This window comes from [Scytonema hofmanni] UTEX 2349, assembly GCF_000582685.1.
GTDB classification, from domain to species: domain Bacteria; phylum Cyanobacteriota; class Cyanobacteriia; order Cyanobacteriales; family Nostocaceae; genus Hassallia; species Hassallia hofmanni.
In genome coordinates, this window is record NZ_KK073769.1 from 764,073 (window position 1) to 790,136 (window position 26,064).

At 41.2% G+C, this 26,064-nt stretch carries 19 protein-coding genes; 10 read left to right on the top strand and 9 right to left on the bottom strand.

Going from position 1 to position 26,064, the window contains the following annotated elements; genetic code table 11:
- Positions 1-216: 216 nt before the first annotated feature.
- Together cobN and TOL9009_RS0133600 are read left to right on the top strand one after the other, a co-directional pair.
- A complete protein-coding gene (cobN, locus tag TOL9009_RS0133595; protein WP_029637740.1) occupies positions 217-4,326 on the top strand; it encodes a cobaltochelatase subunit CobN in 4,110 nt (1,369 codons plus the stop codon).
- Positions 4,327-4,354: 28 nt separating this feature from the next.
- Positions 4,355-5,527 (top strand): peptidoglycan-binding domain-containing protein, encoded by a 1,173-nt coding sequence (locus TOL9009_RS0133600; RefSeq protein WP_029637741.1) that lies wholly within the window; start codon positions 4,355-4,357, stop codon positions 5,525-5,527.
- A 123-nt stretch (positions 5,528-5,650) separates the two neighbouring features.
- On the opposite strand, the gene TOL9009_RS0133605 is transcribed toward TOL9009_RS0133600, so the two are convergent.
- Positions 5,651-6,106 (bottom strand): Fur family transcriptional regulator, encoded by a 456-nt coding sequence (locus tag TOL9009_RS0133605; RefSeq protein ID WP_029637742.1) that lies wholly within the window; start codon positions 6,104-6,106, stop codon positions 5,651-5,653.
- A gap of 305 nt (positions 6,107-6,411) precedes the next feature.
- Positions 6,412-7,680, bottom strand: coding sequence for an RNA polymerase sigma factor SigC (gene sigC, locus TOL9009_RS0133610; RefSeq protein ID WP_029637743.1), 1,269 nt, complete (start codon positions 7,678-7,680; stop codon positions 6,412-6,414).
- 415 nt (positions 7,681-8,095) lie between these two features.
- Here sigC and TOL9009_RS48105 point away from each other — a divergent pair, with 415 nt between their 5' ends.
- The 6 genes from TOL9009_RS48105 (at position 8,096) to TOL9009_RS0133635 (ending at position 12,708) form a co-directional block, all read left to right on the top strand.
- The gene (locus TOL9009_RS48105) at positions 8,096-8,236 is read left to right on the top strand and encodes a hypothetical protein (RefSeq protein ID WP_186227749.1); all 141 of its coding nucleotides are present in this window, start codon (positions 8,096-8,098) and stop codon (positions 8,234-8,236) included.
- Between the two features lie 232 nt (positions 8,237-8,468).
- The gene (locus TOL9009_RS0133615; RefSeq protein WP_029637744.1) at positions 8,469-10,943 is read left to right on the top strand and encodes a dynamin-like GTPase family protein; all 2,475 of its coding nucleotides are present in this window, start codon (positions 8,469-8,471) and stop codon (positions 10,941-10,943) included.
- 351 nt (positions 10,944-11,294) lie between these two features.
- A complete protein-coding gene (locus TOL9009_RS0133620; RefSeq protein ID WP_029637745.1) occupies positions 11,295-11,690 on the top strand; it encodes a KGK domain-containing protein in 396 nt (131 codons plus the stop codon).
- Between the two features lie 35 nt (positions 11,691-11,725).
- Entirely contained in the window at positions 11,726-12,169 is a 444-nt protein-coding gene (locus TOL9009_RS0133625) for a KGK domain-containing protein (RefSeq protein WP_029637746.1), read from the top strand.
- Positions 12,166-12,411 carry an HNH endonuclease gene (locus TOL9009_RS0133630; RefSeq protein WP_029637747.1) on the top strand — a complete coding sequence of 82 codons (246 nt, stop codon included), beginning with the start codon at positions 12,166-12,168 and terminating at the stop codon, positions 12,409-12,411. Before TOL9009_RS0133625 ends, TOL9009_RS0133630 begins: the two co-directional genes overlap by 4 nt.
- A 30-nt stretch (positions 12,412-12,441) precedes the next feature.
- Positions 12,442-12,708 (top strand): hypothetical protein, encoded by a 267-nt coding sequence (locus TOL9009_RS0133635; RefSeq protein WP_029637748.1) that lies wholly within the window; start codon positions 12,442-12,444, stop codon positions 12,706-12,708.
- A 62-nt stretch (positions 12,709-12,770) separates the two neighbouring features.
- Here TOL9009_RS0133635 and TOL9009_RS0133640 read toward each other — a convergent pair whose 3' ends face one another.
- Entirely contained in the window at positions 12,771-15,470 is a 2,700-nt protein-coding gene (locus TOL9009_RS0133640) for a DUF3536 domain-containing protein (RefSeq protein ID WP_029637749.1), read from the bottom strand.
- Positions 15,471-16,085: 615 nt separating this feature from the next.
- Here TOL9009_RS0133640 and cax point away from each other — a divergent pair.
- On the top strand, positions 16,086-17,168 hold the full coding sequence (gene cax / locus TOL9009_RS0133650; RefSeq protein ID WP_029637750.1) for a calcium/proton exchanger: 1,083 nt from the start codon (positions 16,086-16,088) through the stop codon (positions 17,166-17,168).
- A gap of 1,012 nt (positions 17,169-18,180) precedes the next feature.
- Entirely contained in the window at positions 18,181-20,592 is a 2,412-nt protein-coding gene (locus TOL9009_RS0133655; RefSeq protein WP_029637751.1) for a sucrose synthase, read from the top strand.
- 286 nt (positions 20,593-20,878) lie between these two features.
- Here TOL9009_RS0133655 and TOL9009_RS49870 read toward each other — a convergent pair whose 3' ends face one another.
- The 6 genes from TOL9009_RS49870 to bchB form a co-directional block, all read right to left on the bottom strand.
- Positions 20,879-21,607, bottom strand: coding sequence for a peptidoglycan-binding domain-containing protein (locus TOL9009_RS49870; RefSeq protein ID WP_029637752.1), 729 nt, complete (start codon positions 21,605-21,607; stop codon positions 20,879-20,881).
- Between the two features lie 656 nt (positions 21,608-22,263).
- Entirely contained in the window at positions 22,264-22,524 is a 261-nt protein-coding gene (locus TOL9009_RS0133665) for a peptidoglycan-binding domain-containing protein (RefSeq protein ID WP_051503192.1), read from the bottom strand.
- A 501-nt stretch (positions 22,525-23,025) separates the two neighbouring features.
- The gene (locus TOL9009_RS0133670; protein WP_029637754.1) at positions 23,026-23,253 is read right to left on the bottom strand and encodes a hypothetical protein; all 228 of its coding nucleotides are present in this window, start codon (positions 23,251-23,253) and stop codon (positions 23,026-23,028) included.
- A 50-nt stretch (positions 23,254-23,303) separates the two neighbouring features.
- A complete protein-coding gene (locus tag TOL9009_RS0133675) occupies positions 23,304-23,555 on the bottom strand; it encodes a hypothetical protein (protein ID WP_029637755.1) in 252 nt (83 codons plus the stop codon).
- Positions 23,556-23,558: 3 nt separating this feature from the next.
- Positions 23,559-23,894, bottom strand: coding sequence for a DUF6883 domain-containing protein (locus TOL9009_RS0133680; RefSeq protein ID WP_038298224.1), 336 nt, complete (start codon positions 23,892-23,894; stop codon positions 23,559-23,561).
- A 334-nt stretch (positions 23,895-24,228) separates the two neighbouring features.
- Positions 24,229-25,755: a ferredoxin:protochlorophyllide reductase (ATP-dependent) subunit B gene (gene bchB, locus TOL9009_RS0133685; protein ID WP_029637757.1), complete on the bottom strand. Its 1,527-nt coding sequence runs from the start codon at positions 25,753-25,755 to the stop codon at positions 24,229-24,231.
- Positions 25,756-26,064 lie beyond the last annotated feature (309 nt).

Consider the following 26,064-nt stretch of genomic DNA (forward strand, 5'->3'; position numbering starts at 1 on the left):
GCGGGGAAGAAATTGAATGGGGATTGCAATCCTACCCAATTAAAGACAAGCGCAATTTCGTATTTCTTAAACCCTAAATGTCCAAGGTCAGGAAAATGTCTTTTTATGCGTATCTTAAATTACTTCTTCGTTTCCCCTTTTTTCCTCTTCCCTTTTCCCCTCCTTGATAAAGTTTTTTGTTTCTTAACCAACAGTTTAAAACGGTAATAAAAGATTATGCATCGAATAAATGCCACATCTGTAGGATTGAACAACTCAGAAGGCGTAGTTTTTTTTGAACAAACTCCAGCCCCTTTGGTGTTTATTACGGCTGCTGATACCGACATTCAGACTTTGGCTGCTGCATTTCCCAAATTACCATCAACATTTCCGGCATTAAGAGTTACCAATTTATTGCAGTTACAGAATCAAATAAACATTGACACATACGCCGAACAAGTTTTGGAATTTGCCCAGGTAATAATTTTACGATTGTTAGGGGGACGTTCCTACTGGTCTTACGGTTTGGAGGTAGTGCAGGAAATTGTACAGCGTAATGGCACAACCTTAATTGTAATGCCAGGAGATGATGCTCTTGATGCCGATTTAATCACTTTCTCAACCTGCCCTCTAACTGCTGTAAACCAAGTATGGCAATACTTCCGCGAAGGTGGTGTAGAAAATATTGTCAATGCTTTCAAGTCTATTAGCGATACTTGCCTTTTAACTTCTTTTAATCCTCCATCACCGCAAGTAGTGCCGCGTGTCGGTTTATATTCCCCCCCCGTAGAGACGCGATTAATCGCGTCTCCCGTAAAGACGCGAAATTTCGCGTCTCTACAATTTCCCAAAGTCGGCATCATCTTCTACCGTGCTCATTATCTAGCGGGAAATACCAAGGTGATTGATGCTTTGTGTGAAGCTTTGGCAAAGCGGAATTTAGAACCTGTGCCTTTGTTTATTTCTTCATTGCGCGATCCTGATGTTCAAGCTGAGTTAATCGAGTTTTTCCAGCCAAAGGACTCAGAACAAGTTGCGCTGCTTTTGAATACTACCAGTTTTTCTTTGGCACGGTTGGATACAGAAACACCCCAGCTTGAATTATGGCAAAAATTAGATGTGCCGGTGTTGCAGGTTATTCTTTCTGGTGGTTCCCTTCAGCAGTGGGAGTCGCAGTTTCAAGGACTTTCTCCCCGCGATATGGCAATGAATGTGGCTCTGCCGGAAGTGGATGGACGGATTATTAGCCGCGCTGTGTCTTTTAAAGCTGTGCAAACTCGCAATCCGAATTTAGAAACGGATGTGGTGGTTTATGAAGCGATCGCTTCACGGATTTCGTTTGTCGCTGATTTGGCAGCGAATTGGGTGCGTTTGCGCTCAACACCACCCCAAGAACGTCATGTAGCTTTAATTTTGGCTAATTATCCTACCCGCGATGGTCGCATTGCCAATGGTGTGGGATTAGATACGCCGGCTAGTTGTGTGGAAATTCTTAAAGCTTTACAATCTGCGGGGTATCATGTAGAAAATCTACCGGCAGATGGTGATGAGTTGATTCAATGTCTGACAAGTGGGGTGACGAATGACCCCGAAGGTAAAGAGTGGCGTCCGGTACGAAAATGTGTTTCTCAAGAGGAGTATGCAGAGTATTTTAGTTTGTTACCGGAGTCAGTGAAGCAGGCTGTTGGTGAGCGCTGGGGTTTTCCTTTTGAAACGAACCGCATTCGCGCAGCGTCTCGAAGAGAAGAAACGAAGGACACGAAGGAAGAAGAAACTAAGTATTATTCCCCCCCTCTCCCTCTCCCCCCCTCTCCCCCTCCTTTCCCCATTCCCGGAGTTCAATTCGGTAACGTATTCGTGGGTGTTCAGCCGGCGCGGGGTTATGATGTTGACCCTAGTTTGAATTATCATGCGCCAGATTTGGAACCGACTCATGCTTATTTGGCTTTTTATTATTGGGTAAGGTCATGTTTTGCAGCTGATGCTGTGGTTCATGTGGGTAAACATGGCAATCTGGAATGGCTACCGGGTAAAAGTGTGGCTTTATCGGATGGTTGTTATCCGGAAGTGGCTTTGGGAGCGCTTCCGCATTTGTATCCTTTTATTGTGAATGACCCTGGTGAGGGTTCACAAGCGAAGCGTCGCGCTCAAGCGGTGATTATAGATCATTTGACGCCGCCGATGACTCGTGCGGAACTTTACGGTTCTTTGCAGCAGTTGGAAAATTTGATTGATGAGTATTATGAGGCTGAAAGTTTAGATCCTTCGCGTTTACGAACGATAGGCGATCGCATTACTCAATTAATTCTTCAAGAAAATTTACATCTCGATTTTCAAGTTAGGCAAAATCAAGAGTCTTTTGATTTATCGGTTTTACCTTCTATTGATGGTTATCTTTGTGAGTTAAAAGAGGCTCAAATCCGCGATGGGTTACACATTTTTGGCAAATGTCCTGATGGTCGTCAGTTGCGAGATTTAATTGTGGCGATCGCACGTCTTCCCAATCGTCATCATATCGGATTCACCCGTGCGATCGCTGAAAATTTAGGTTTAGATTTTGACCCCATCACCGCAAATTTGAGTGATGAGTTTTTTCTCACGCAAAGTACCAAAAACCCAGAGTCTGAAGATGATCAGCTTTCGATCAAACGTGCAAAACTTAATTCCTGTCGCACTTTAGGCGATGCTGTTGAAGTATTAGAAGAATATGCAGCCGAGTTAGTAGATCAATTAATTACAGACGCGATTAATGGCATATCTTGTACAGACGCGATTAATCGCGTCTCTACTGCGATCTCCCCCGTTTTAAACTGGATACAATCGCGTCTTCTCCCCGCTCTGCAACAAACCGACGAAGAAATTACTTACTTGTTACACGGACTCGATGGGGGATATGTCCCTAGCGCTCCTGCCGGCGCTCCCACACGCGGACGCCCGGAAGTGTTGCCTACGGGTAGAAACTTTTACTCAATTGATATCCGCGCCATTCCCACGGAAACGGCTTGGGATATTGGCAGAAAGGCAGCGGAAACTCTCATTGAAACTTACACTCAGGAGAATGGAGAGTATCCCAAAACACTAGCATTATCTGTATGGGGAACTGCCACAATGCGGACTGGCGGTGATGACATCGCTGAGGCGTTGGCTTTGCTCGGTGTGCAGCCTGTGTGGGATGGGATGGCACGGCGAGTGGTGGATTTGGAAGTTTTGCCCCTTTCGGTTTTGGGGCGTCCTCGCGTAGATGTGACGTTGCGGATTTCTGGCTTTTTTCGGGATGCTTTCCCAAATTTAATTGATTTATTTGATACAGCGGTGCAAGCAGTGGCGGCGTTGGATGAACCTTTAGCACAAAATCCTTTAGCAGCGCAAGTACAGGAAGAAACAGATTTGTGGAAGGCGCAAGGTTTAACTTCAGAAGAAGCTCAAGTGCGATCGCGTTACCGGATTTTTGGTTCTAAACCAGGTGCTTACGGTGCTGGACTCCAAGGTTTAATCGAATCACAAAATTGGACAGACGACAACGATTTAGCCCGTGCTTACATGAATTGGAGTTGCTACGCTTATTCTTCGGGACAAGCGGACAAGGAGAGGGGGGGACAAGGAGACAAGGGAGACAAGGGAGACAAGGGAGATAAGGGAGATAAGGGAGATAAGGGAGATAAGGGAGATAAGGGAGATAAGGGAGATAAGGGAGATAAGGGAGATAAGGGAGATAAGGGAGCAATATCTTCCTCATCTTCCCCATCCCCCTCATCTTCCCAATCTCCCCATCTCCCCAATCTCGAAGCATTTGAGCAACGCTTAAAGCACATGCAAATAGTGCTGCAAAACCAAGATAACCGCGAACACGATTTGCTCGATTCTGATGATTATTACCAATTTCAAGGCGGTTTAACAGCAGCAGTGCGTTCTGTACAGGGAAAAAATCCTCAAACCTATTTTGGTGATAATTCTATTCCCGCTAACCCACGAGTTCGTCACTTGAAAGAAGAAATCGCACGGGTATATCGTTCTCGTGTAGTTAATCCTAAGTGGATTGAAGGAATGATGCGTCACGGTTATAAAGGAGCATTTGAAATGGCAGCAACGGTGGATTATTTATTTGCCTATGATGCTACAGCAAAATGCGTTGAAGACCATATGTATCAGGGGATTTTCGATGCTTATTTAGGCGATCGCAAGACTTGTGAATTTATCCAAGAAAAGAATCCGTGGGCATTGCGTGATATTGCTGAGAGAATGTTAGAAGCACACAAGCGTGATTTATGGCAGGATGTAAATATACAAACAATCGAAAATTTGCGAAACTTAGTTCATCAAGCTGAAGCAGCAATTGAAGAAAAATAACGAAATACAGGTGTTCTAGGAAACAACTATGGAGAATCTAGCGTATTTACATTTAGCTTTTGTCTACGAAGAAAGCCCATCCAGCGAATTAGTTTCCCTTAGCAGTTTATTAAACAAAGCGGCAGCACCCGACTGGAAACGGCTTTCTAGTAAGGCTTGGGGATATATGCTACCCCTTGCTGTTACCTTATCTGTTCTTTCTGTTGTTAGCAGCGCTCTGGCGCTAGAAAGAGGCGATCAAGGACCTTCTGTGAGGAACCTGCAACAAAAATTACAAAAAACAGGATTTTATCAAGCTCCCGTAAGTCAAGTATTTGACTTTCCCACAGAAGATGCTGTAAGACGCTTTCAAAAATCTGCTGGTTTACCAATTGATGGCGTTGCCAATGCAACTACTTTACAAAAATTAGACAGTTGGCGTGCTCCATCTGTGGGTAGACAAGCTAACAAACCTGTTGTTGTTAACACACAAACAGAAGCAAAAAAACCCACTCAAAATACAGAAGTCAAAAAACCACAAACAACAGAAGCGAAAAAACCTACTCAAACTACAGTTGCCACCAAACGTAGTAATCCCAACTTACTTGCTAGAGGTGACGAAGGTGAAGAGGTGAGAGTTTTGCAAGAACGGCTACGAGTAGCAGGCTATTATAAGGGTAACTCAACCGGCGTATTTGGTTCGATTACTGAAGAAGGTGTTAAGCGCTTCCAACAAGCTTATAAATTAGATGCTGATGGTATTGTTGGACCGGAAACAGAACGTAAATTGCCAGTAAGTGGCATTGGGAATGGAGAAGATACTGCCAAAGGCAGGAATGATGGTCAACTGAAAATCGGCGATCGCGGTGAGGCAGTTAGAGTTGTTCAAGAACAGTTAATTAAAGCCGGATATTTAGAGGGAAAGCCAAATGGCTACTACGGTCCCAATACAACAGATGCTGTTCGCAGGTTTCAAACCGCTAATTATTTGGCATCAAGTGGTGTAGCCGGTCCCACTACCAGAGCCAAATTATATAGTTTAGTTACCTCTGGTACCAAGAATGAGTTTAATGTCTTGGAAATTCAACGACGACTACATGAAAGAGGTTTTTATAAAGGTACTCTCAACGGTGTGATGGGGAATGACACCAAAAAAGCGATTAGACAGGCACAATTGTTTTACGGCATCAGTCTCAATGACGTTAAAAGCGGACGCTACTAGCATCCGCTTCGGTGTTGTCAATATAAGTCCCCAATCGGTTGCTTACCCTCCATCACAGCAATTGAAAATTACCTAAAAATTTCATGATTGTTGTGTAGTGCGATCCCTAATAACCCCCAAGTGCTAAAGTGGCATGAGTGCCCGTTGGCACTTGGGACAAACGGCATGGATTGCTAGTTGACAGTCAAGCAACTGATAGCCTTCTTTTTGAGCAGTTTTTGCACCAATTTTTAAAATAGAGTCGTTTTTGAACTCAATAGTCGCGTTGCATCTTACACAAATCAGGTGATGGTGATGATGGGGGTAAGGCTGGTTGAGTTCGTAATGTTTATGTCCCTCTCCCAATTCTAATTCCCGTAAAATTCCCATACGTGCCATCAGCTTCAAGGTGCGATAAATAGTTGATAAGCTGATTCCTTCGCCATCGACTTCTAATCTATGGTAAAGATCCTCCGCACTGAGATGTTCCCCTTGGGGAAGTTCTTGAAAAATGTGTAGAACTGTTTCGCGTTGCGGAGTTAGACGCCACCCGCGTTCGTTTAGTTCTGCCCTGAGTGAAGTAGCTGAGTAGATAGTCATACTAATTTTTCTCAACAAAGCCTGTTAGTTGAGAATATAACAAAAATTTGGAGCTATTTGCAACAATCATAGCTTATTGCGAATATTTACTAAATGCTGAAATACAAGTCATGGGATCTTGATTCTTCTCAAAATAATCAGCGATCCCCGCCCCCAAAGACTTGTAACAAAAGTACTGAGGTGACTTAGATTAACTCAAATGCAAATAATTTCCTATAAGTCAAGAAGAGGCTGTAAGTCATTAGTCCAGAGTCAATAGTTTGGGATTGAGTAACTATTGACTATTGACTATTGATGACCATTGACTAGCTTAGAGACTCCATATAGTCGCGGATCAAATTGCGGCGCTTGGGTTGGCGCAGCTTTTGCAAAGCTTTGGATTCAATTTGCCGTACTCGTTCGCGGGATAAGTCGAGAGCGCGTCCAATTTCTGCTAATGAGTAAGGATGACCATCAGCTAAACCAAAGCGCATGAGAATGACATCGCGCTCGCGTTGGGTTAAATCTGACAAAAGATGCTGCAAGTCTCTTTGTAAAGATTCTCGCATTAACATTTGTTCTGGGGTAACACCGTCGGTTTCGAGCAATTCACCTAATTCGGTGTCTTTATCTTTACCAACTTTAGTTTCTAGAGAAACGGAGCGAGGAACGCGTAACAAAACTTCCCGTACTTGAGCGGGAGTCATTTCTAACTCTACAGCTAAATCTTCCAAAGTCGGAGTGCGACCTTTTTCTTGGGCAATTTTGCGTTGAGCTTTCTTGATTTTGTTGAGCTTTTCGGTGATGTGGACAGGTAGACGGATTGTGCGGCTAGAAGTAGCGATCGCTCGTGTAATTCCTTGACGAATCCACCAGTAAGCGTAGGTGCTAAAACGATAACCTTTGGTGGGATCAAACTTCTCAACTGCTCGCTCTAAGCCTAGTGTGCCTTCTTGAACTAAATCCAACAATTCCAAGCCGCGATTTTGATATTTCTTCGCTACAGACACCACAAGGCGGAGGTTAGCCTTGATCATGTGTTCTTTTGCTTGGAGTCCTTGGATCTTAACTTGCTCCAGTTCTTCGACTGTAATCTTGGCAATTTCTGCCCACCGCCGTTTGCCATCTGCTAAAGTCGGCTTAAGATCCGACAAGAGTATACCAGCAGTGGCTGCCCATCTTTCTAAAGACGGGCGATGTCCTAGTTCAGCTGTCAAACGTTCTTGAACTTCGACTAAACGGAGATAGGGTGAAATTGTTGCATCTCCTTGCTTGGCAGCACTAGCAAGTTGTGTCCGCATCCGCAAGTAACGTTGAACTTTTTGAGCTTCTGAAACCTCTTCATCCCGACCTAACAACCGAACCCGACCAATTTCCTGAAGATACAGACGTACTAAGTCTGTGCTGCGACGGTTTGTGCTAGAAAAGCTAGCAGGCTCAACAGCTGCCACTGTTTCCAGTTCTTCCAGTTCTTCCAGTTCTTCCAGTTCTTCTATTGGCAACTCAGTCTCATCAATTGCGAGTTCTGGGTCAAAAACCTGAGAGGACTGTTGGGTTTCGTAGGCTGCATCTGCGTAAAAAGATGTTGCTGGCATAAGGATCGTCTCAATGGCTCCAGGTAACAATAGATTTCGGTCAGCTAATCAACTGTTGCTATTGTTCCCGTGATTTTAGATGAACTAACACGGTTAAGGGTTCAGTTAGCAATTTTTTTGGAAAAAACTGTACTGATTTTAGTTTATACCTTATATTGTAACTTTTTCGGCAGCTGAAATCTGATTGAACCAATAGCTATTCAAATCGTCAGCTGGTTGTTAAACTAGAAATTACTTGGTTAAGATTTCTACCTTAACTTATCTTGACTGTAACTTTTGTAACGTGGTATAAACATAGATAGGTGAAAATTACGTTTATCATACGCATAGTCCTATCTACATAGGTATCTGAGTGATTTCCTGAAGATTTACGAAATTTTCACTCTAGTACTTTACTGCCCAATGAATTTAAAGAGTGTTTCTACTGGGCATTAGGATTTCCGTTACGGTTACTGAGTTTCTGGTATTTACACTTGGTGCGATCGCGATCGCAGACCATAATTTTCGCCCCAATGAGTGGAGACTTGGTACTCAGTCGGCGCGTGTGGGTATTTAGGGCAATGTTGCCGGAAGCAACTAAAACGCTCTGGTGGGAATAATTTCTAATTCTTTATAGCCTGTTTTTTTATCGATAGTTCTATTGAAGATGAATTCTTCTGTTATACGAATTATTATTTCGGCAGTTGTGTAACTAATGCATTAAATATCAAGCTACCTACGTAATATAACTGAACCATTAAGTAGATAAATATTCTTAAACTATATTAATATATTTTTAGGTGTCGAAGATGTCATATTTACCGCTTCAGTGTAAAAATCTGAAAGAACAAGTTGAGTTGATATTACAACTTTTACAGCAAGAACCAAGTTTGCGATCGCATGATATTACATCACTGCAAACTTCTTTGGCTAAAGCGATTTCTCCGAAGTTTGAAATTGTCTTTGCAGGTGCGTTTAGTGCGGGTAAGTCAATGTTAATTAATGCGCTGTTGGAGCGTGAATTATTATATAGTGCAGAGGGACACGCTACCGGCACGGAATGCAAAATTGAATATGCTGAAGTTAATAAAGAACGAGTTGTTTTAACGTTTTTAAGTGAAATTGAAATTCGAGAACAAGCAACTTCTTTATGTCAAATATTGGGATTTAAGGAAGGAGTCAATATCAATCAAGTTGAAGTAATTGATTTATTACATCAAGGATGTGAAACAATTATTCAGCAAGAGGGTGGTGAGAATAAATCGGAACGTGCGAAACAAGCAAAGGCGTTAATTTTGTTGCTTGATGGATATGTGGCAAATCGAGAACGCATTCATACAGTTAATAATGCCACATATTCGATGGAGCAATTCAACTTTTCTAATTTGAAAGAAGCTGCTGGATATGCGCGTCGTGGTAGCAACAGTGCTGTTTTAAAACGCATTGAATATTACTGTCATCATCCTTTGTTGCAGGATGGAAATGTGATTATCGACACTCCAGGAATTGATGCACCAGTTGAAAAGGATGCACAGTTAACTTACGCGAAAATTCAACATTCTGATACTTCTGCGGTGGTGTGTGTGCTGAAACCTGCTTCAGCAGGTGATATGACGAAAGAAGAAACGGAACTTTTGGAAACGATGCGGGGGAATGGGGGAATTCGCGATCGCGTATTTTATATTTTCAACCGCATTGATGAAACTTGGTATAATAACCAGTTAAGGCAAAGATTGGATAATTTGATTAATGGGCAGTTTCGAGATACAACTAGAGTTTATAAAACTAGTGCTTTATTAGGATTTTACGGCAGTCAAATTAAACAGACAAGCCTACAAGATAGATTTGGTTTAGATTCGATTTTCGCTAGGAAGAATGGGGAAACCTCACCCTCACAGAATGATAGCGAAGAAACGCCCCAATTTGTTAATGAGTTTAATCGCTATTGTGCAAACGCGGGGAAATTATCACCTAATCAATTTCGGATTTCTGTTAACAGCTTTGAAACTCCGAATGAGAATTATGTGCGGATTTTGAACGAACAAGGAAAGCCGTTAATTAATCAGCTAATTCAAGATAGCGGGATTGAAGATTTTAGAACCGCTATTACGCGCTATCTGACTGAAGAAAAGCGTCCGTTGCTATTCAAAAATCTAGCTGATGATTTGGAAGATGTTTGTATCAAACTCAAAAAACATTATCAATCTATACAGCGAGATTTACATAGTCAACCGCGAGAAATTGAGGCGATGAAAACCCAGGAATTACAACGTCTCAATCAGCAATTACAGCAAGTTGGCAATGATTTTAGGCAGCATATTACAGAAGAAGTAAACAACGTAGTTAATAACGCTTGCGATGCTTTTGAAAATGATTTTCGTCACTTGCAGTTACGTATGACTCACCGTTTAGATGAGTTGTTACATACCTTTTCTGTGAGTAATGCTTATCGACGCGCAACTTTGACTCATCCTCGCAACGCGACTGCACCGTTAATAGCTATTTTAGTAGAGGCTTTTTATTATTTGGCGAATCAGTTGGAAGATATTTTAGTAGAGTCTTCTCAAGAAGTAATTGCTAATCTTTTCCAAGGGTTGATGGAAAGAATTCGGAAATCAGAATATTACCGTCAATTGTATCGCTTATTAGGTAGTGATGGCGGAATTGAAGTTGAGTTAAAAGCGTTAGAAAAAGCCGTCTCTGAAGCTATAGTAAATGCAGCGCGGGTTGAATGCGATCGCTTTGTCAGAGAAAGTCCTAGATTTTACGACGAAGGCACTTTTTCAATATATCAATTTCGGCAAACATTGCTGCAAACTTCTCAAGGTTATGACTGCGAAAGCATAATAGAAGCTGAACCCGCAATTAGGCAATTATTAAAGTTAGATTTTGAGCCGAAAGTCTCGGAAACTATCCGTAGAAACTTCCGCCAGATTATTAACCAAACTATCAAAAGTCAGTTCTTACCAATGGCGGATAAACAAGCCGATGATATTTTGCAACAATACTCTCATGCGCGTGCTTATTTGGAAGAAACCCTTGCACAAGAAGCTGAAAATAAAATACTAAATAATCGGCGTTTATTACTTGCTGTTGAAGAAAAGATTGAGGGGTATAATTCAGCGGTTTCGGCAATTAATAGTTGTTTGCAAGCGATGCAGTTATATGACTGTTTGTTACCTATATTTGATGATTCGCTGAAAATTTATGAGGTTTCGGATGCGAATAAAAGGAGTGTTTCTAGTAATGGTTTTCTGGTATCGGATGTTGTAGAGGAGGGTTAGAATTTAAGCCTGAATTTGTAGCGTTTTTAAACGCAGAGGAACACAAAGTAAGCGCAAAGTAACGCAGAGGTTTTTTGAAATTAATTCGTTAAGATTTTGTGCAATTATGCGCTTAGATAAACACAGGTAATTATCTGCGTTTATCTGCGTTCATCTGCGGTTAAATATCTTTTCTTATCACGCAAAGATAAGAGTCGTTTTAAGTTTTTAGTCCGCCTAATCGCGGACTTTGTTTGTGTAGCCCCATAATTCTATTCTGAGGGCGTTTCGCCGATGTAGTGACGATTTATATTCGATGCGAATATAATTGTTGAGTATAGTTGTCAGAAAATTAAAAGGATGGAAATTGATATGGAAGATGGATTTAAGCGCTTAGAGTGTAATGAGAATGATGTTTTGGCTTTAGGAAATGAGACATTCAAAGTTAACAGATTTAATAAAGGAGTATATGCATCATTTGATACATCAGTAGGTCAAACATTTATTCAACGATTAAACAATCAAAATGTCCGTTTAGATATGAATAAATTAAAACATAATGGTCAGACTTGTGGTCATGAAGTTTGGTTTACTAAAGGGATAGATTGCGAATTTTTAAATCTTGGTTCTAAAGCTTGGAAAAAAGGAAAGGTGAAAATTAATATAAGCGTCGAATTTTATGTAGAAGAGGAAGAAGAACCCGAAATCACTGAACCAGAATCACCACTTGATGACATCCGTCGCATGGCTAACGAAGGTAATTTTTAAGGATATTTTTAGGTAAATAGAACACATAGATTAATATGAACAATAAATTTAAACTTATAGGATGTAATGATGATGATGTTGTGTCATTTAATGGTAAATTACTAAAATTTGCTAAATTCAAGGATAATTTAGAAGAAGAATTTCAACAAAAAGTAAATTTTTTAGTTGAAAAGAATGATAAAGAGAATGCGCCAAAAGTTTTGAATTTAACACGTCTATCTTTGGGAGAATGTGATTTAACTATTAACTTAAGTTCAGCAAAAGAGGGCAAAGAGTGTGAAATTCTCAGACTTGGTTCTAAAAGCTGGGAAAAAGGAAAAGTTAGAACTCAAGCTTTTATAGAGTTTTTTCCGACTAATACAACTGAAAAAGCGAAAATTAACTTTACTATAGAATTCTCTCCAGATGAACCCGAAATAACTGAACCTGAGTCACCCCTTGATGACATCCGTCGTATGATAAACGAAATCACGACATGAGTAAAACTCCCCGCATTCGCATCCCTCCTGAGGTAAGAAAATACGTATTTCAACGCGACAAATATCAATGTCAAAGTTGTGGTAAAGCAAATAACGAAACTAATCTCACAATTGACCATATCATCCCCCTCGCTCATGGTGGTCAAAATGACATGAGTAACTTACAAACCCTCTGTTTTACCTGCAACGTTCAAAAAACAGATAAAACTGATCATCGCTTTCGGCGGCATTTCGATTTATAAGGTAATATTGACTGTTAGTTTCTTGGCAATATGTCTAAAAACCTTAACAGTAACTCCCAAAAAGTTACCAAAGTTACAACTTTTTTCTTTTGCTTTTTTGCGGTTATAGCTGTTTTAATAGCAGCTTTTCCCAAGCTATACGAAATCAAAACAAAAGCCGGGATTGATTTAGCACCAGGGATACATGCCGGTACTATTTTTGAGAAATACAGCCACGGACTCTTCAAATGTGAGTGGCTTTATCCTTACCATTGCGATCGCAAAGCTTCTTCAAAAAGTATTCACCGTCACATTTAAGTAGGGGAGTGGGGGGACAGGGGGAAGAATTATTCTCCTTGTCCCCCTGTACCCCTGTCTCCCTATCCGAACTTACTCAACCAAGGACTAACATCAACAGCTAGCTTTTGTCCCAACTTCAACAAATGCCGACATTGATGAGTATCTTTCCCACTAGCCAGCGTAGCGTCACAATGGGGTAATATTTGACTGTGTAAACAGCTAAAGTATAATTCCTGGGATCGCTCTAGACAAATACCGATATTCATGTAATAGCCGATATCTATCAAGCTTTCCAAGCGTTGGATATCTGCATCGAATGTGCCGTTGGGATCGTGCAGTAATTGCCAAAGCGATCGCAAAATCAATTGCTCTAACATCAGCTTGCCGTCATGGATATTCAACTGACAATGGAGTTGTTTGGCTTCTTTGGCGATCGCCTCCAATTCTACTAGATAATTCGCACTTTCTTCCGGATCGGCGATGTCTTGCTCAAGCGATCGCAATGTCATCATACACCGATGCTTTAACGCAATCTCTGCTGCCACTTGCAACTCTTGCGGTACTTCCAGTTGATCCCGGTGGAATGCCATCATCACTCCGTAATTATCCCGATACGTCTGAGTATAAAGTTCATTTAATCGTGACAGTGTTTCCTGACTCAACAACCGCATAATTCGATGGCGTTCCTCAGCGAATAAATTCTGCAAGCTGAAAGGTTCCTCCCCAAACAACTGCATCATCGCCAAAATAATATGCGCCGCACTCGCTTCTTCCAGCGCTCCAAACAGCTTTTCTTTTAACTGGCTGTAACTAAGTCTGCCCTCAAAAGGTTGAATGCAGCAATGAAAATCCCAGCCTCCCAAATGCAACACAGCAAAAACTAAATGTTCGCTTTCCCAAGTAATTTCTGACACCAGCTTTATTTGTCCCATCGCCAAAGTTAGCGATCCCAGGCGTTGCATTTGGTAATCTAGCTCATTTGCCGTGTAGCAATAAACCCGCTTTTGGTGAGGATGGGGAAGATTGCAGGAAGAATTATGGGTTTCTGTCGGTTTGCGATCGCTATTCCCAAATAATGAAGTAATGGCGTAATGTGCCGCTACTTGCTTAAAGCCGATTTGCGCCGTTAGCACCAATTGGCGATAAATTTCACCACCATGTTTGAATGTCTCAACATTACTGGGGGCTAAACCAAGGCGTTTGACAAAATCTTTTTCTAACTGCACCCCTGCCACATCTCCCGCCAATTCCATCGCCCGCGCCGCATAGCGCATAATCTGCGTTCCTTCTGGGCGGGAAATTTCTTCAAAAAACCAACCGCAACTAGTAAACATCAGCATTGCATGACGCTGCATTTCTAAAAGTCTTAATGCCTCTACTTGTTCGGCGGCTGTTAGTTTGTGGGTTTGATGGCGGCTGAGGAATCTGTTAATATTTGCCGGAGAGCGATCGCGCATCACCTCAATATATTCATTTCTCGCTTGCCAGGGATCGCCGAAAAGCTGTCTACCATATTCTTCATACACCTCAACTAAATTATCCCGCAGCCAATTTAAAGCATCTCGCAACGGACGCCGCCATTTTTGATGCCAAACTCCACCTTCACCACCACAACCGCAATCATCTTGCCATCTATCGACACCGTGGGCGCAACTCCATGCTGTGATTGGCTTTAATTCGACTTCCCAAGTCGGCGCTTCTAAACTGAGGTAGTGGGCAAAGTTCGTTACCGTCCAACCTTGGCGAGGAAATTCTTCGATAAAGGCGTAAGCTAAAGTTTTCTCAGTTCCTTTCTTGTGATGTCCAAAAGTTTCCCCATCCGTCGCTACAGAAATTAACTGTGCAGGACGATGATCCCCGCGCACCGCTGAACCGATGCGTCCTGTAAAGCGACTGGAATTATAAACCACATCACTAAAACCCATATCCCGCGAAATCGGACCATCGTAGAAAAAGATATCTATATATGGCTTTTCGTTTGACTGTTGACTATTGACTGTTGACTGTTGACCATTGACTGTTGACTCTTGGCTATCTTTCAAATAACAACGATATGGGCGGGTAGAATCAATTTGAGCACCGCCAACTTCATACCATTCTGGTTGGGGATTTTCGTTATTTGGTAGGGGACGACAACGTTGTGCTTGAGAAGGTGCCAGGACAATAAAGCGAATGCCTTCAGCAATCAAAGCTTCTAAAGTTGCGTAATCTACGGCAGCTTCTGCCAGCCACATACCTTCGGGATCGCGTCCAAAGCGGGATCGGAAGTCTTCTTTACCCCAGTGGATTTGGGTTTGTTTGTCGCGATCGTTCGCCAGAGGCATGATGATGTGATTGTATACTTGGGCGATCGCATTCCCATGACCGTTTAGGCGATCGCAACTTAAACGATCCGCTTCTAAAATCCGTTGATAAACCTCCACATCATGGCGTTCTAGCCACGACATCAACGTAGGTCCAATATTAAAGCTGAAATACTCGTAATTATTTACGATCCCCACCACCTCATCTCGGTTGTTTAACACCCTAGCAAAGGCATTTGGGCGGTAACATTCCCAGTGAATCCGTTCATTCCAATTATGGAAAGGTGCCGCACCAGGTTGGCGTTCAATCGCGTCCAAATAAGGGTTTTCCCGTGGTGGTTGGTAAAAATGACCGTGTACAGCTACGTAAACACCGCTAGCCGTTCTCAATGGATCGGGTTGCTGGGTGTATGCAGTACTTTGGTTTGACATCGATGATGAGCCAGTACTAGCTGGCATTTCAGCAGCTGAAGTCATGTATAGGAATCCTGAATCACTAAAAATTACAGTTGTGCGATCGAATATCTATGCAAAAATCAATACCGCACCATCTTCACTTTGGACGGTATAAACAATTATGAGAAAACTTGCTAATTTTTTACATTTTGCTTTAGTCTTGCGGGTCATCTGCTTTCTCAAATTTCAGTCGAACCCCAGGCATCAATGAATTATCCATTGTCAAAAGCCTTAATTAACGGGTTATTTGGTTTACAGCCCGAAAAAACTTAATTGTCTTTTAATATATTAAACCCCATTCGTGGTGTAGTCTTCTGGCTTAAATTTATAGATTTATAACGAAAGATTGCGAAAGCTTCACAAATCGCAATTTAATTTTACATATTTAGCCAAAAAATGCAAGCAAACAGTAGAATCTCTGAGCCGTTCTACCGCAGCGTAGAGAGTATCCTAGAGTCTAGTCTTTGGAAGTGCTGAGTCAAAGTGGATAGTGGTTAGTAGTTAGTGGTTAGTGGATAGTGGTCAGTGGTATTTTGACAACCATCAACCATCAACTAACAACTTTCAATTCCTATCCTCGATTTCCGGATAACCCAGCACTCCTTTATGATTGATCCCCTTGAATTTAGGTAAAAAATGTCTGTTAAAAACATTCTCTTTCTCGTTCTGTTGTTGTTTATCCCTGTTTCTTTAGCAGCCCAATTTCTGAAGTGGGGAGAATTGATAGTTTTTATCACCGCTGCACTAGCGATTTTGCCCTTAGCAGCTTGGATGGGTACGGCTACAGAAGAAATTGCTGTGGTAGTTGGTCCTAGCTTAGGAGGATTATTAAACGCCACCTTCGGTAACGCTACAGAATTGATCATTGCCCTAATTGCTCTGAAAGCTGGGCTGCTGGATGTAGTCAAAGCCAGTATAACCGGCTCGATTATGAGTAACTTACTACTTGTGATGGGTTTTTCTATGCTTTTGGGAGGTCTTCGCTACAAAGAACAGACATTTCAGCCAGTTGTAGCGCGGGTAAATGCAGCTTCTATGAATTTGGCAGTGATTGCGATGTTGCTGCCAACAGCCATGAACGTAACTTCTGTTGGGATTAGTCAACAAACCGTAGAAAATTTTTCGCTTGCGGTGGCAATAGTATTAATCGTGGTTTACGCTTTAACACTGCTATTTTCAATGAAAACCCACGCTTATCTTTATGAAGTGGGTTTAGTCGAGTCAGAGGAAATTCATACCAAGCCGAATATTTTGTTGTGGGTTGGAGTGCTGTTAACGTGTACTCTTTTAGTGGCGCTTGAGTCAGAAATGCTGGTAGATTCTTTAGAAGTAGCCACATCGCAGCTTGGTTTGACAGCACTGTTTACAGGGGTGATTTTGGTTCCTATCGTTGGTAACGCCGCTGAACATGCTACCGCAGTTACTGTAGCCATGAAAGATAAGATGGATCTTTCCGTTTCCGTGGCTGTCGGATCGAGTATGCAGATTGCTTTATTTGTCGCTCCTGTTTTAGTGATAGCAGGGCGAGTATTCGGTCAGCCAATGGATTTAAATTTTAATCCCTTTGAATTAGTGGCTGTGGCTGTATCGGTGTTAATTGCAAATTCTATTAGTTCTGATGGGAAATCCAATTGGCTAGAAGGCATATTGCTATTAGCCGCTTATACAGTGTTGGGGTTCGCTTTCTACTTTCATCCAGTTATAGATGTCATGGGTTAGTTTTGACGTCAATTCTCTAGGGGCAAATTAAAAATTACTACCCTACAAAAAAATTAGTTCAATATTAAAAGCGATGTTTGACGACATCGCTTTTTATTTGTAGAAATTTTGGTTGTAAATATATACCACCCTCAGACTTCCAGTCTGGGGCTACATGAACAAAGCCCGCGATTAGGCGGGCTGGAATCTCATAGCCCGCGTAGGCGGGCTTCGTTTGTATAGCGACACCCTTATAGGGTGTTGACTACTTTAATTTTTAGTTAAAAAAGACCAAGCAGAAAGATGACAGTCAAGCCACAAAAGGCAAGCAAGGAGATAATAACTATGTTGCCTATGCTGTGCTCAGATGTTGTTTTTTGTATATTTACAGCCATATGAATCAACCTCATTTATACGAGTTAATGCTGAAATTATAAACACATTGAATCGGGCTTTTTCTAGTTAACATCCAAAAGTTGATTTTAATTGATTTAAATTAAACTTTTGGGTATATCTACTTGCAATAAAATTAATTTTTGTTTCCTGATAAAAATTAATAATTTTCTCATAAATTTTGTGGATGATTGAAAATAGCTTTTCTGTACCAAAATATGAATATAAGCATTAATACTCAGAAATTCAACTGTTAAAATTTAGTTGAGCCTAAAATTAACAATGCTTGTTAATCAATAACAAATAAGCTTGCACCCATTGTGGCAAGCACGTTATAAATCTAACTTGATAATTCTTACAGATAATAATAAAAAGCATCTCCCAAAATAGCCCTTGGGTTAGTTGACATTGATAAAATTTTTCCTATCAATGAAAAAATCTCAAATTGTACGTCTTTAGTTAGAGGTAAATTGGTTCAGCAATAAGATATGCGTATAAAGGAGAGAAATTGATGGTTAAACAGAAAAAGTCAAAGTAAAAAGCAGATTTTTGGTTTTTTTTGCCTTGATGTTGCTTTCTTTAACCTTTTAGGTATTATCCCGTCAAAAGCTAAAATCAAAAATCGAAAAGTGGAGCTCTCATGTCTGAATTGATTAATGCAGTCTTGAACAGTGAAGAAAAAAGCGATCTACGTTCATTTATTAGCGAGTTACGCAGTCAAGAAAAGGGGTACTTGCTGCGAAACGACATCCTGAATGTGTATAGTGAATTTTGCTCTAAACACCAGAAAGAGCAGCATCTTTCGCTCTTAGGCAAACTAATTTACTATACTCAAGAAATTATTCAAGAGAATACAAATCTTTGTTTCGTTTTCCGCCCCAAAATAGCTAGTCAAGAAGTTTATCGGCTGACGGAAGACTTAAATGTGGAATCGATATCGGTGGAAGAACTCTTGGATCTACGCGATCGCCTAGTAAACCGATATCATCCCCAAGAAGGCGATCTACTAGAATTGGATTTTGGTCCGTTTTACGACTATACCCCGACAATTCGCGACCCGAAAAATATTGGCAAAGGAGTACAGTACCTCAACCGTTATCTCTCCAGCAAGTTATTCCAAGACTCGAAGGAATGGCTAGAAGGCTTGTTTAATTTCTTGCGTTTGCACCATTACAACGGCATCCAACTGCTGATCAATAACAACATTCAAACAGAGCCGCAACTTTCCGAACAAGTTAAGAAAGCCATCGGATTTGTAAGCGATCGCCCAACTGATGAACCCTACGAAGAATTCCGGTTTCAATTGCAAATGATGGGCTTTGAACCCGGTTGGGGTAACACCGCTTCTCGCGTCCGCGAAACTCTAGAAATTCTCGATGAATTAATCGACTCTCCCGACCCCCAAATCCTAGAAGCCTTTATCTCTCGCATCCCGATGATTTTTAAAATCGTCTTGGTGTCCGCTCACGGTTGGTTTGGACAAGAAGGAGTTTTAGGACGTCCCGATACAGGTGGTCAGGTAGTTTACGTCCTCGACCAAGCAAAAAATCTTGAACAGCAGTTACAAGAAGATGCCATTTTAGCTGGATTAGAAAAACTCAATGTTGAGCCAAAAGTAATTATCCTCACCCGCTTAATACCCAACAGTGATGGCACTCTTTGTAACCAACGTTTAGAAAAAGTTTATGGCACAGAAAATGCCTGGATTTTACGCGTACCTCTGCGGGAATTTAATCCCAAAATGACGCAAAACTGGATTTCTAGATTTGAGTTTTGGCCCTATCTAGAAACTTTCGCCATTGATTCGGAAAAAGAATTGCTGGCAGAATTTCAAGGTAAACCTGACTTAATTGTGGGTAACTATACTGATGGAAATTTAGTGGCGTTTCTCTTAGCGCGGCGTCTGAAAGTCACACAGTGTAACATTGCCCACGCTTTAGAAAAATCCAAATATTTATTTAGTAACTTGTACTGGCAAGATTTAGAGGAGAAATATCATTTTTCCTTGCAGTTTACTGCTGATTTGATTGCAATGAATGCTGCTAACTTTATTATTAGTAGCACCTATCAAGAAATTGTCGGTACGCCCGATAGTGTCGGACAATATGAATCTTACAAATGCTTCACCATGCCAGATTTATATCATGTGGTGAATGGAATTGAATTATTTAGTCCCAAATTTAATGTAGTACCACCGGGAGTAAATGAGAATGCCTATTTCCCCTACACGCGTCATGAAGACCGCGTAGAGAGCGATCGCCTGAAAATTGAAGAAATGCTCTTTACCTTAGACGACTCCTCACAGATATTTGGCACACTCGACGATCCTAACAAGCGTCCGCTGTTTTCAATGGCTCGTCTCGACCGCATTAAGAACATGACAGGTTTAGCCGAATGCTTTGGTAAAAGTCCAGAATTGCAAGAGCATTTCAACTTAATTTTAATCGCCGGTAAGTTGCGAGTTGAAGAATCAGGCGACAACGAAGAACGCGACGAAATTATCAAACTCTACAACATCATCAACCAATACAATCTTCATGGTAAGATTCGCTGGTTAGGTGTGCGCTTGTCTAAAGGTCAATCTGGTGAAGTTTACCGAGTAATTGCTGACCATCAAGGTGTTTTTGTCCAGCCGGCTTTATTTGAAGCTTTCGGCTTGACTATTTTGGAAGCGATGATTTCCGGATTGCCAACTTTTGCAACTCAGTTTGGTGGTCCTTTGGAAATTATCCAAAATAAAGTTAATGGCTTTTATATTAATCCCACAAATTTAGAAGAGACTGCCGATAAAATTCTTGAATTTGCGCTGAAGTGCGAACAAAATCCCGACTATTGGCAGCAAATTTCTCTGCAAGCTATTAACCGAGTTTATAGCACCTACACTTGGAAAATTCACACTACCAAGCTGCTATCATTAGCACGAATTTATGGCTTCTGGAACTTTAACTCTAAGGAAAATCGGGAGGATTTATTGCGCTACCTTGAGACTTTGTTCTATTTGATTTACAAGCCAAGAGCACAACAAATTTTAGAACAGCATAAGTATCGGTAGAGACGCAATACGGTTCGGTTAAGGGAAATTGTAGGTTGGGTTGAACGAAGTGAAACCCAACAAAGCCTTGGAAATGTTGGGTTTCGTTCCTCAACCCAACCTACAAATTTTTGTTTTTTTAGCTTAACCGAACCGTATTGGGTAGAGACGTTCCGGCGGAACGTCTGTACTAGGGTCAATGGTCAAAGGTCATTAATATAGTTAATCTTTTCTGTCTAAACTCTGGAATGAGTGACTATTGACTATTGACTATTGACTTTTTGACTTTTGACTCTGGAATGAGTGACTATTTACTTAACTCCCGCCAAGTTATAGAACCAACAATTCCATCCACACCTAAATTCCGCCGATTTTGAAAAGCTTTGACAGCACTTTCTGTCAGCGCACCAAAAACTCCATCAACTCGAACAGCATAGCCGTTGGATAATAACACGCGTTGCAAAACTTTGACAGAAACACCTGAGCTACCAAAACCCAAAGTTGGCAGATTTTGGTTAGTAAATTTTAGTTTTTGCTTTGGCGATTCTCTTTTGGAGACACTTCTCTTCTGCTGTCGGAGACGCTGCGCGTAGCTTGCTTCCACGAAGTGGTACGAGAGGCTTTGCCAACGCGATCGCGCAATAACTAACTCATCACTACTTTGTTCATCTTCTTTTAGAATCAGAGAATTTACAGCAGCCATAACTGAAATTTCCCCCAGCGTCCAGCCTTCTACAGTGGTGTCCTTTCCTACATGGGAAAATTTAGATTGTATGGACTTAATTTTTCTCGCCGACTTACTTAGTATCTTTTGCTGGTGTTTATTCAGCGGTGAGTGGGCGACTTGCAGATTATCATATAGCTGTATGAATTCAGGCGGCGTGATTTCAGTAGCGGCAACGACATCATTTGAGCGCTCCTCCGTTGACTGCTGCACCGGCTTGTCTGACTGAAATGGTGGCTGTACGGTTAACTTGGGCAAAGACGGTTGTCCTGTTGTTAAGACACCAGTCATCAGCAGACCAATATGACTCATCGTATTTCATTTTACTAACACCCATATTTCCCTTGACAGACAAAATAGCTATTCCTCAGGAATAATGCGTAGCTATAAGTTAAAAAAATGTAATTATTTTGGCGATCAAATCATTTATGAAGTATTTGTACTTGTAATATCTGGTTCAGAAAAATGTGGGATAGACGGATAAGTCGATTATTCACACACAAGTCTCGTCTAGAAAGTCTCATTTCCTTTTATCCCTAAATCTCTAAACTCGTCACTTTTGCCTCTGAGGGAGTACTAAGGTACTTAGTCTGGTCAGATGGGCTTTCTGACTCTTGTCTAATAAGTCGATTATTAAACTTTGTGCAATTTTATCTGCTCTTGGCAAAATAATTCTGTCAAACCTATTACCCATTAATAAGCTTGAAAGCATAAGAATCGCGCTTTGCAGCGATCGCACAAATAACTATCCAGTTGAAAAGCTTGTAAAATAAGCTTTCCTCCCTTTTTCCTCCATGCACTACGGCTGGTAGCTCAGGAAGATTTTTATCATAAATAAAGTACTATGAATAAATTTTAAGTTTTAATCACAAAATAAATAATTGTGTTTTAATTTTTTTGTAAAACACAACACATCCTAATTCTTAACCTCTTATTTGATTGATGGGTTCATAACTTTGAATTGTTAACTACCTTGTCAACTCACGCCAAGTCCTGGAACCGACTACTCCATCCGCAGTTAACTTGTGCTGACTTTGAAAGGCTTTGACGGCTGTTTCTGTTAATGCACCAAAATTTCCATCAACCCGAACAGGATAGCCATTCTGTAATAACAGCCGTTGTAAGACTTTTACAGAGTCACCAGAGTCACCAAAACTCAGAGTTGGTAAACTGCGAATGGCAGCAGCTTGCAATTTCAAAGGTTGTGCTTGATCGGCGGAATTTTCCATGTCCAGAATCCTTTATCAGACTGTTTCTCCTTCATTCCACTTTATCGGGATTAGGGAAAATTTACCTAACTCGGAGTTAAATTCCCCAGATCACTACTTTAAACAAGCAGGCTTCGTTGGTTTGCTCAATTCATACCAATTCTATAGGAATCCGGTTTGATTGCGTGAAAAAATCTAAGTATATGTAGGATGCGTTAGAACAGAGTCCGTAACGCACCTTTAAAACTGCGATCGCAATTAAATTTCTTGGTGCTGCCCTAGATTTATATTCTCTTACGTGAAATCATTGCTGAATAGCACGTAAAACTTCTAATTGACTCTTTATGAGTTAAAACCTTATCCCTCTAATTGAAGAAAGCAATTTATGCGCTTTCAAGGATTGGGCAAACGGTTCATTCGCTAGTAATTCCAAGACAGCAAAAATTTTTTCTTCTAGCTTGGGGTTTTTGCGAACAGTACGCTTAAAAGCCCGCTTAAAACTTTTGTCCCAAACTACAGTTTTTATTCTTCATCTTCTGCCAATAAATCAGCTTTCAGGTCAGTAAACGAGCCTCGCTTTGCTGTACCTGCTCGCAGCGCTGTTAATGTCTCTGTAGCATTTTTGGCAATTTCTATACGCCGTTTTTCAATGCGCCTTTTTTGAATTAGATCAATTAATAAATTTTGCTCTTCTTCCGATAGTTCCTCAACATATTCAATTACAGTTTGAAAAGATACAGCTTTATTCATTTTTCTGTTTGTCTAACTACTGCAATGATTATAATTTGATTTTTTCTGCCTTAAACTGTCTGTCTTGTATCATGTTCAATACTTCCCCAGGTTTCAGGTAGAGGGTTGACCCACGAAATAGGCACAGAAACAACATCTAGAGTTTCACCGTCTTTAAATATTTCTAAAATGTATCCTGGCTCTTGCTGAGTTTTAGTAGGACGTAGATGATCCAATACAACCCCCCTATTGCCAGCTTTTATAGGGCTGTTGGGAACATCCTGCTTCAGTTCTACCCACTGAAATAAACTAGCTTTTGTCATCGTTTAATTCTCCTGTGATTTATCAGGATATAGTGTTATAAATCTAACAAATTCTGTTTCTTGATCTTGTTGCCAGATAGTAATTACCTTAATTAATCGACCATTAGCCCCAGACCACTCGCTTTTAACCTCAAACTGAGTCCCCCAATCACTAGGGGTGACTTTTGCAATTTCAGAACCTTCTACAGCACTTATTATATCGTTCTTAAGAAGTTCCCAGTTGTCAAGATTATATCCTGCTAAAGCTAGATATCTTGATTTATCATTTTTAGGTTGATAAACAAGTAGGTATTTAGTTATTTTTTCATCTTGAATTACTAAACCTGATGGCATTTTCATTAGTATTATTTATAACCAATTTATTATTTTTAATTTAGAAACTAAAAATAGAAAATCGCCGTCAAGCTAAGGTGAGTTCGATAGCTGTAAATAGTAAAAAACTAAGGGTGAGAAGTGAAGAATTCAGCAGGGCTATTCTACACGATTCTTGGAAATGAAAATCTCGGTACATCGAAGGCGGCAAGCTAACGGTTAACTCTGAAAAAAGCCCCTCAGGCTAGAAGCCTGGGGCTAAAGGAACAAAGCCCACCTTCGTGGGCTATTATAATATTTAACCTGCTTTAGTGCGGGCGTAAGTATCTGTAGCCGCACCCTTTAGGATGTCGGGGATTCTCTACGCTCCGACTGATTCTTTCGCGGCGTACAGGACTTCGACGTTGATATCTTTAAAACCGCGATCGCGTGCAAATTTCTCGGTATTTCGCTTCACTTTCCCCCGCACAAAACCCGGAATTTTATTCAATTCTGCCAAACCATCTTTTGTCCAGTTCAAGTCAGAACCCGCAGAAATTCCTTTGGTAATAACTTCTTTAGTATCATGACCACCGAAGATTTCTAATAGATGATCTTCCATTCCCAAAGTGAAGGAATTGTACACCAAATCTGCAATCTGATTTGTCCCTTCGTAACCCATGAATGGTTTGTAACCAAGGGGGAAGTTTTGAATGTGGATCGGTGCAGCAATTACACCACAGGGAATATCCAAACGCTTACCTACGTGACGTTCCATTTGGGTGCCGAAAATGGCTGAGGGTTCGACGCGAGCGATCGCATCTCCAATTGCACCATGATCTTCTGTAATCAGCACTTCGTCGCAATACTCGCTTACCTGTTCGCGGAACCAGTCAGCATCGTATTTGCAGTAGGTTCCCGCCCATACTACATGAATTCCCATCTCCCGCGCCAAAATCTTGGTCATCGCCGCAGCGTGGGTATTATCGCCAAATACTACTGCTTTTTTCCCGGTCAAATTCTGGCAGTCAATCGAACGGGAAAACCATGCAGCCTGAGATACATGCAAAGTTTGCTCGTTGATGAACTCTTCGTAATCAACTTCAGCGCCTTGGGCGTTTATCACCTGCTGAATTTTACGGATACATCTAGCAGTTTCTACTACACCCATTGGGGTAATATCTACGCAAGGTATGCCAAATTCAGCTTCCAGATAACTAGTTGCCATTAAACCGAGTTCGCGGTAAGGTGCGAGGTTAAACCAGGCGCGGGGCATCTTCTTAATATCATAAACCGAAGCGCCTTCGGGAATGACAGTATTTACCTCAATTCCTAAGTCAGCCATCAACCGCTTAAGTTCGGTACAGTCGTGCTGGTTGTGGAAACCAAGGGTAGAACCACCGATGATGTTAACTGAGGGTTTTTCGGTTTTACCTTCTGGAAGTTCGCCTTTTTTGCGGGCTTTTTCAATGTAATATTGAACGATTTGTTGCAAAGTGCGATCGGCAGCTTGGAGTTCGTTGAAGCGGTAGTGGTTTACATCCGCAAGCATGACATCCCCTTTTGCTTCTAACTGCGCTCGTTCCACAAAGTTGTGTAAATCTTCTTGGAGAATACTAGAGGTGCAAGTAGGAGTTAACACAATCAAATCGGGGTGTTCTTCAGCGTCTTTGCGGGTGATGTTATCTACGACTTTTTCTTGGGAACCCCGTGCTAAAACGTTGCGATCTACGACGCTGGTTGTCACTGGAGTGAAGTTACGCTCGCGCTCTAGCATGGAACGCATCACGTTAAAATAGTCATCGCCGAGTGGAGCGTGCATGATCGCATGAACGTTTTTAAAAGAACTGGCAACCCGCAGTGTGCCTATGTGAGCGGGACCAGCGTACATCCAGTAAGCCAATTTCATGACTGTGTTCTCCCTTTAATTTAAACCGACACGGACAATAAGTGCTTGATCATTAAATCGTTTCTGATTCTCTCAAATGTTGCAGTTCTTATGGAATAGAGGCTCACAGGACTTTACACAAATGGCGATCGCTCAAACCTGGTTACTCATTGGCATTGAGCCTGATATTTAAACAACATTTGTGTTGTCAAAGTTATATAAATCTTAATCTTTTGCCAAATTTATGAATTCTGCTTAAGAATTCTGCAAGTTAGGTTACTGAATTATATCTTGCATGACGCTGCCACCCGCCTGCGATTTAAATCGCAG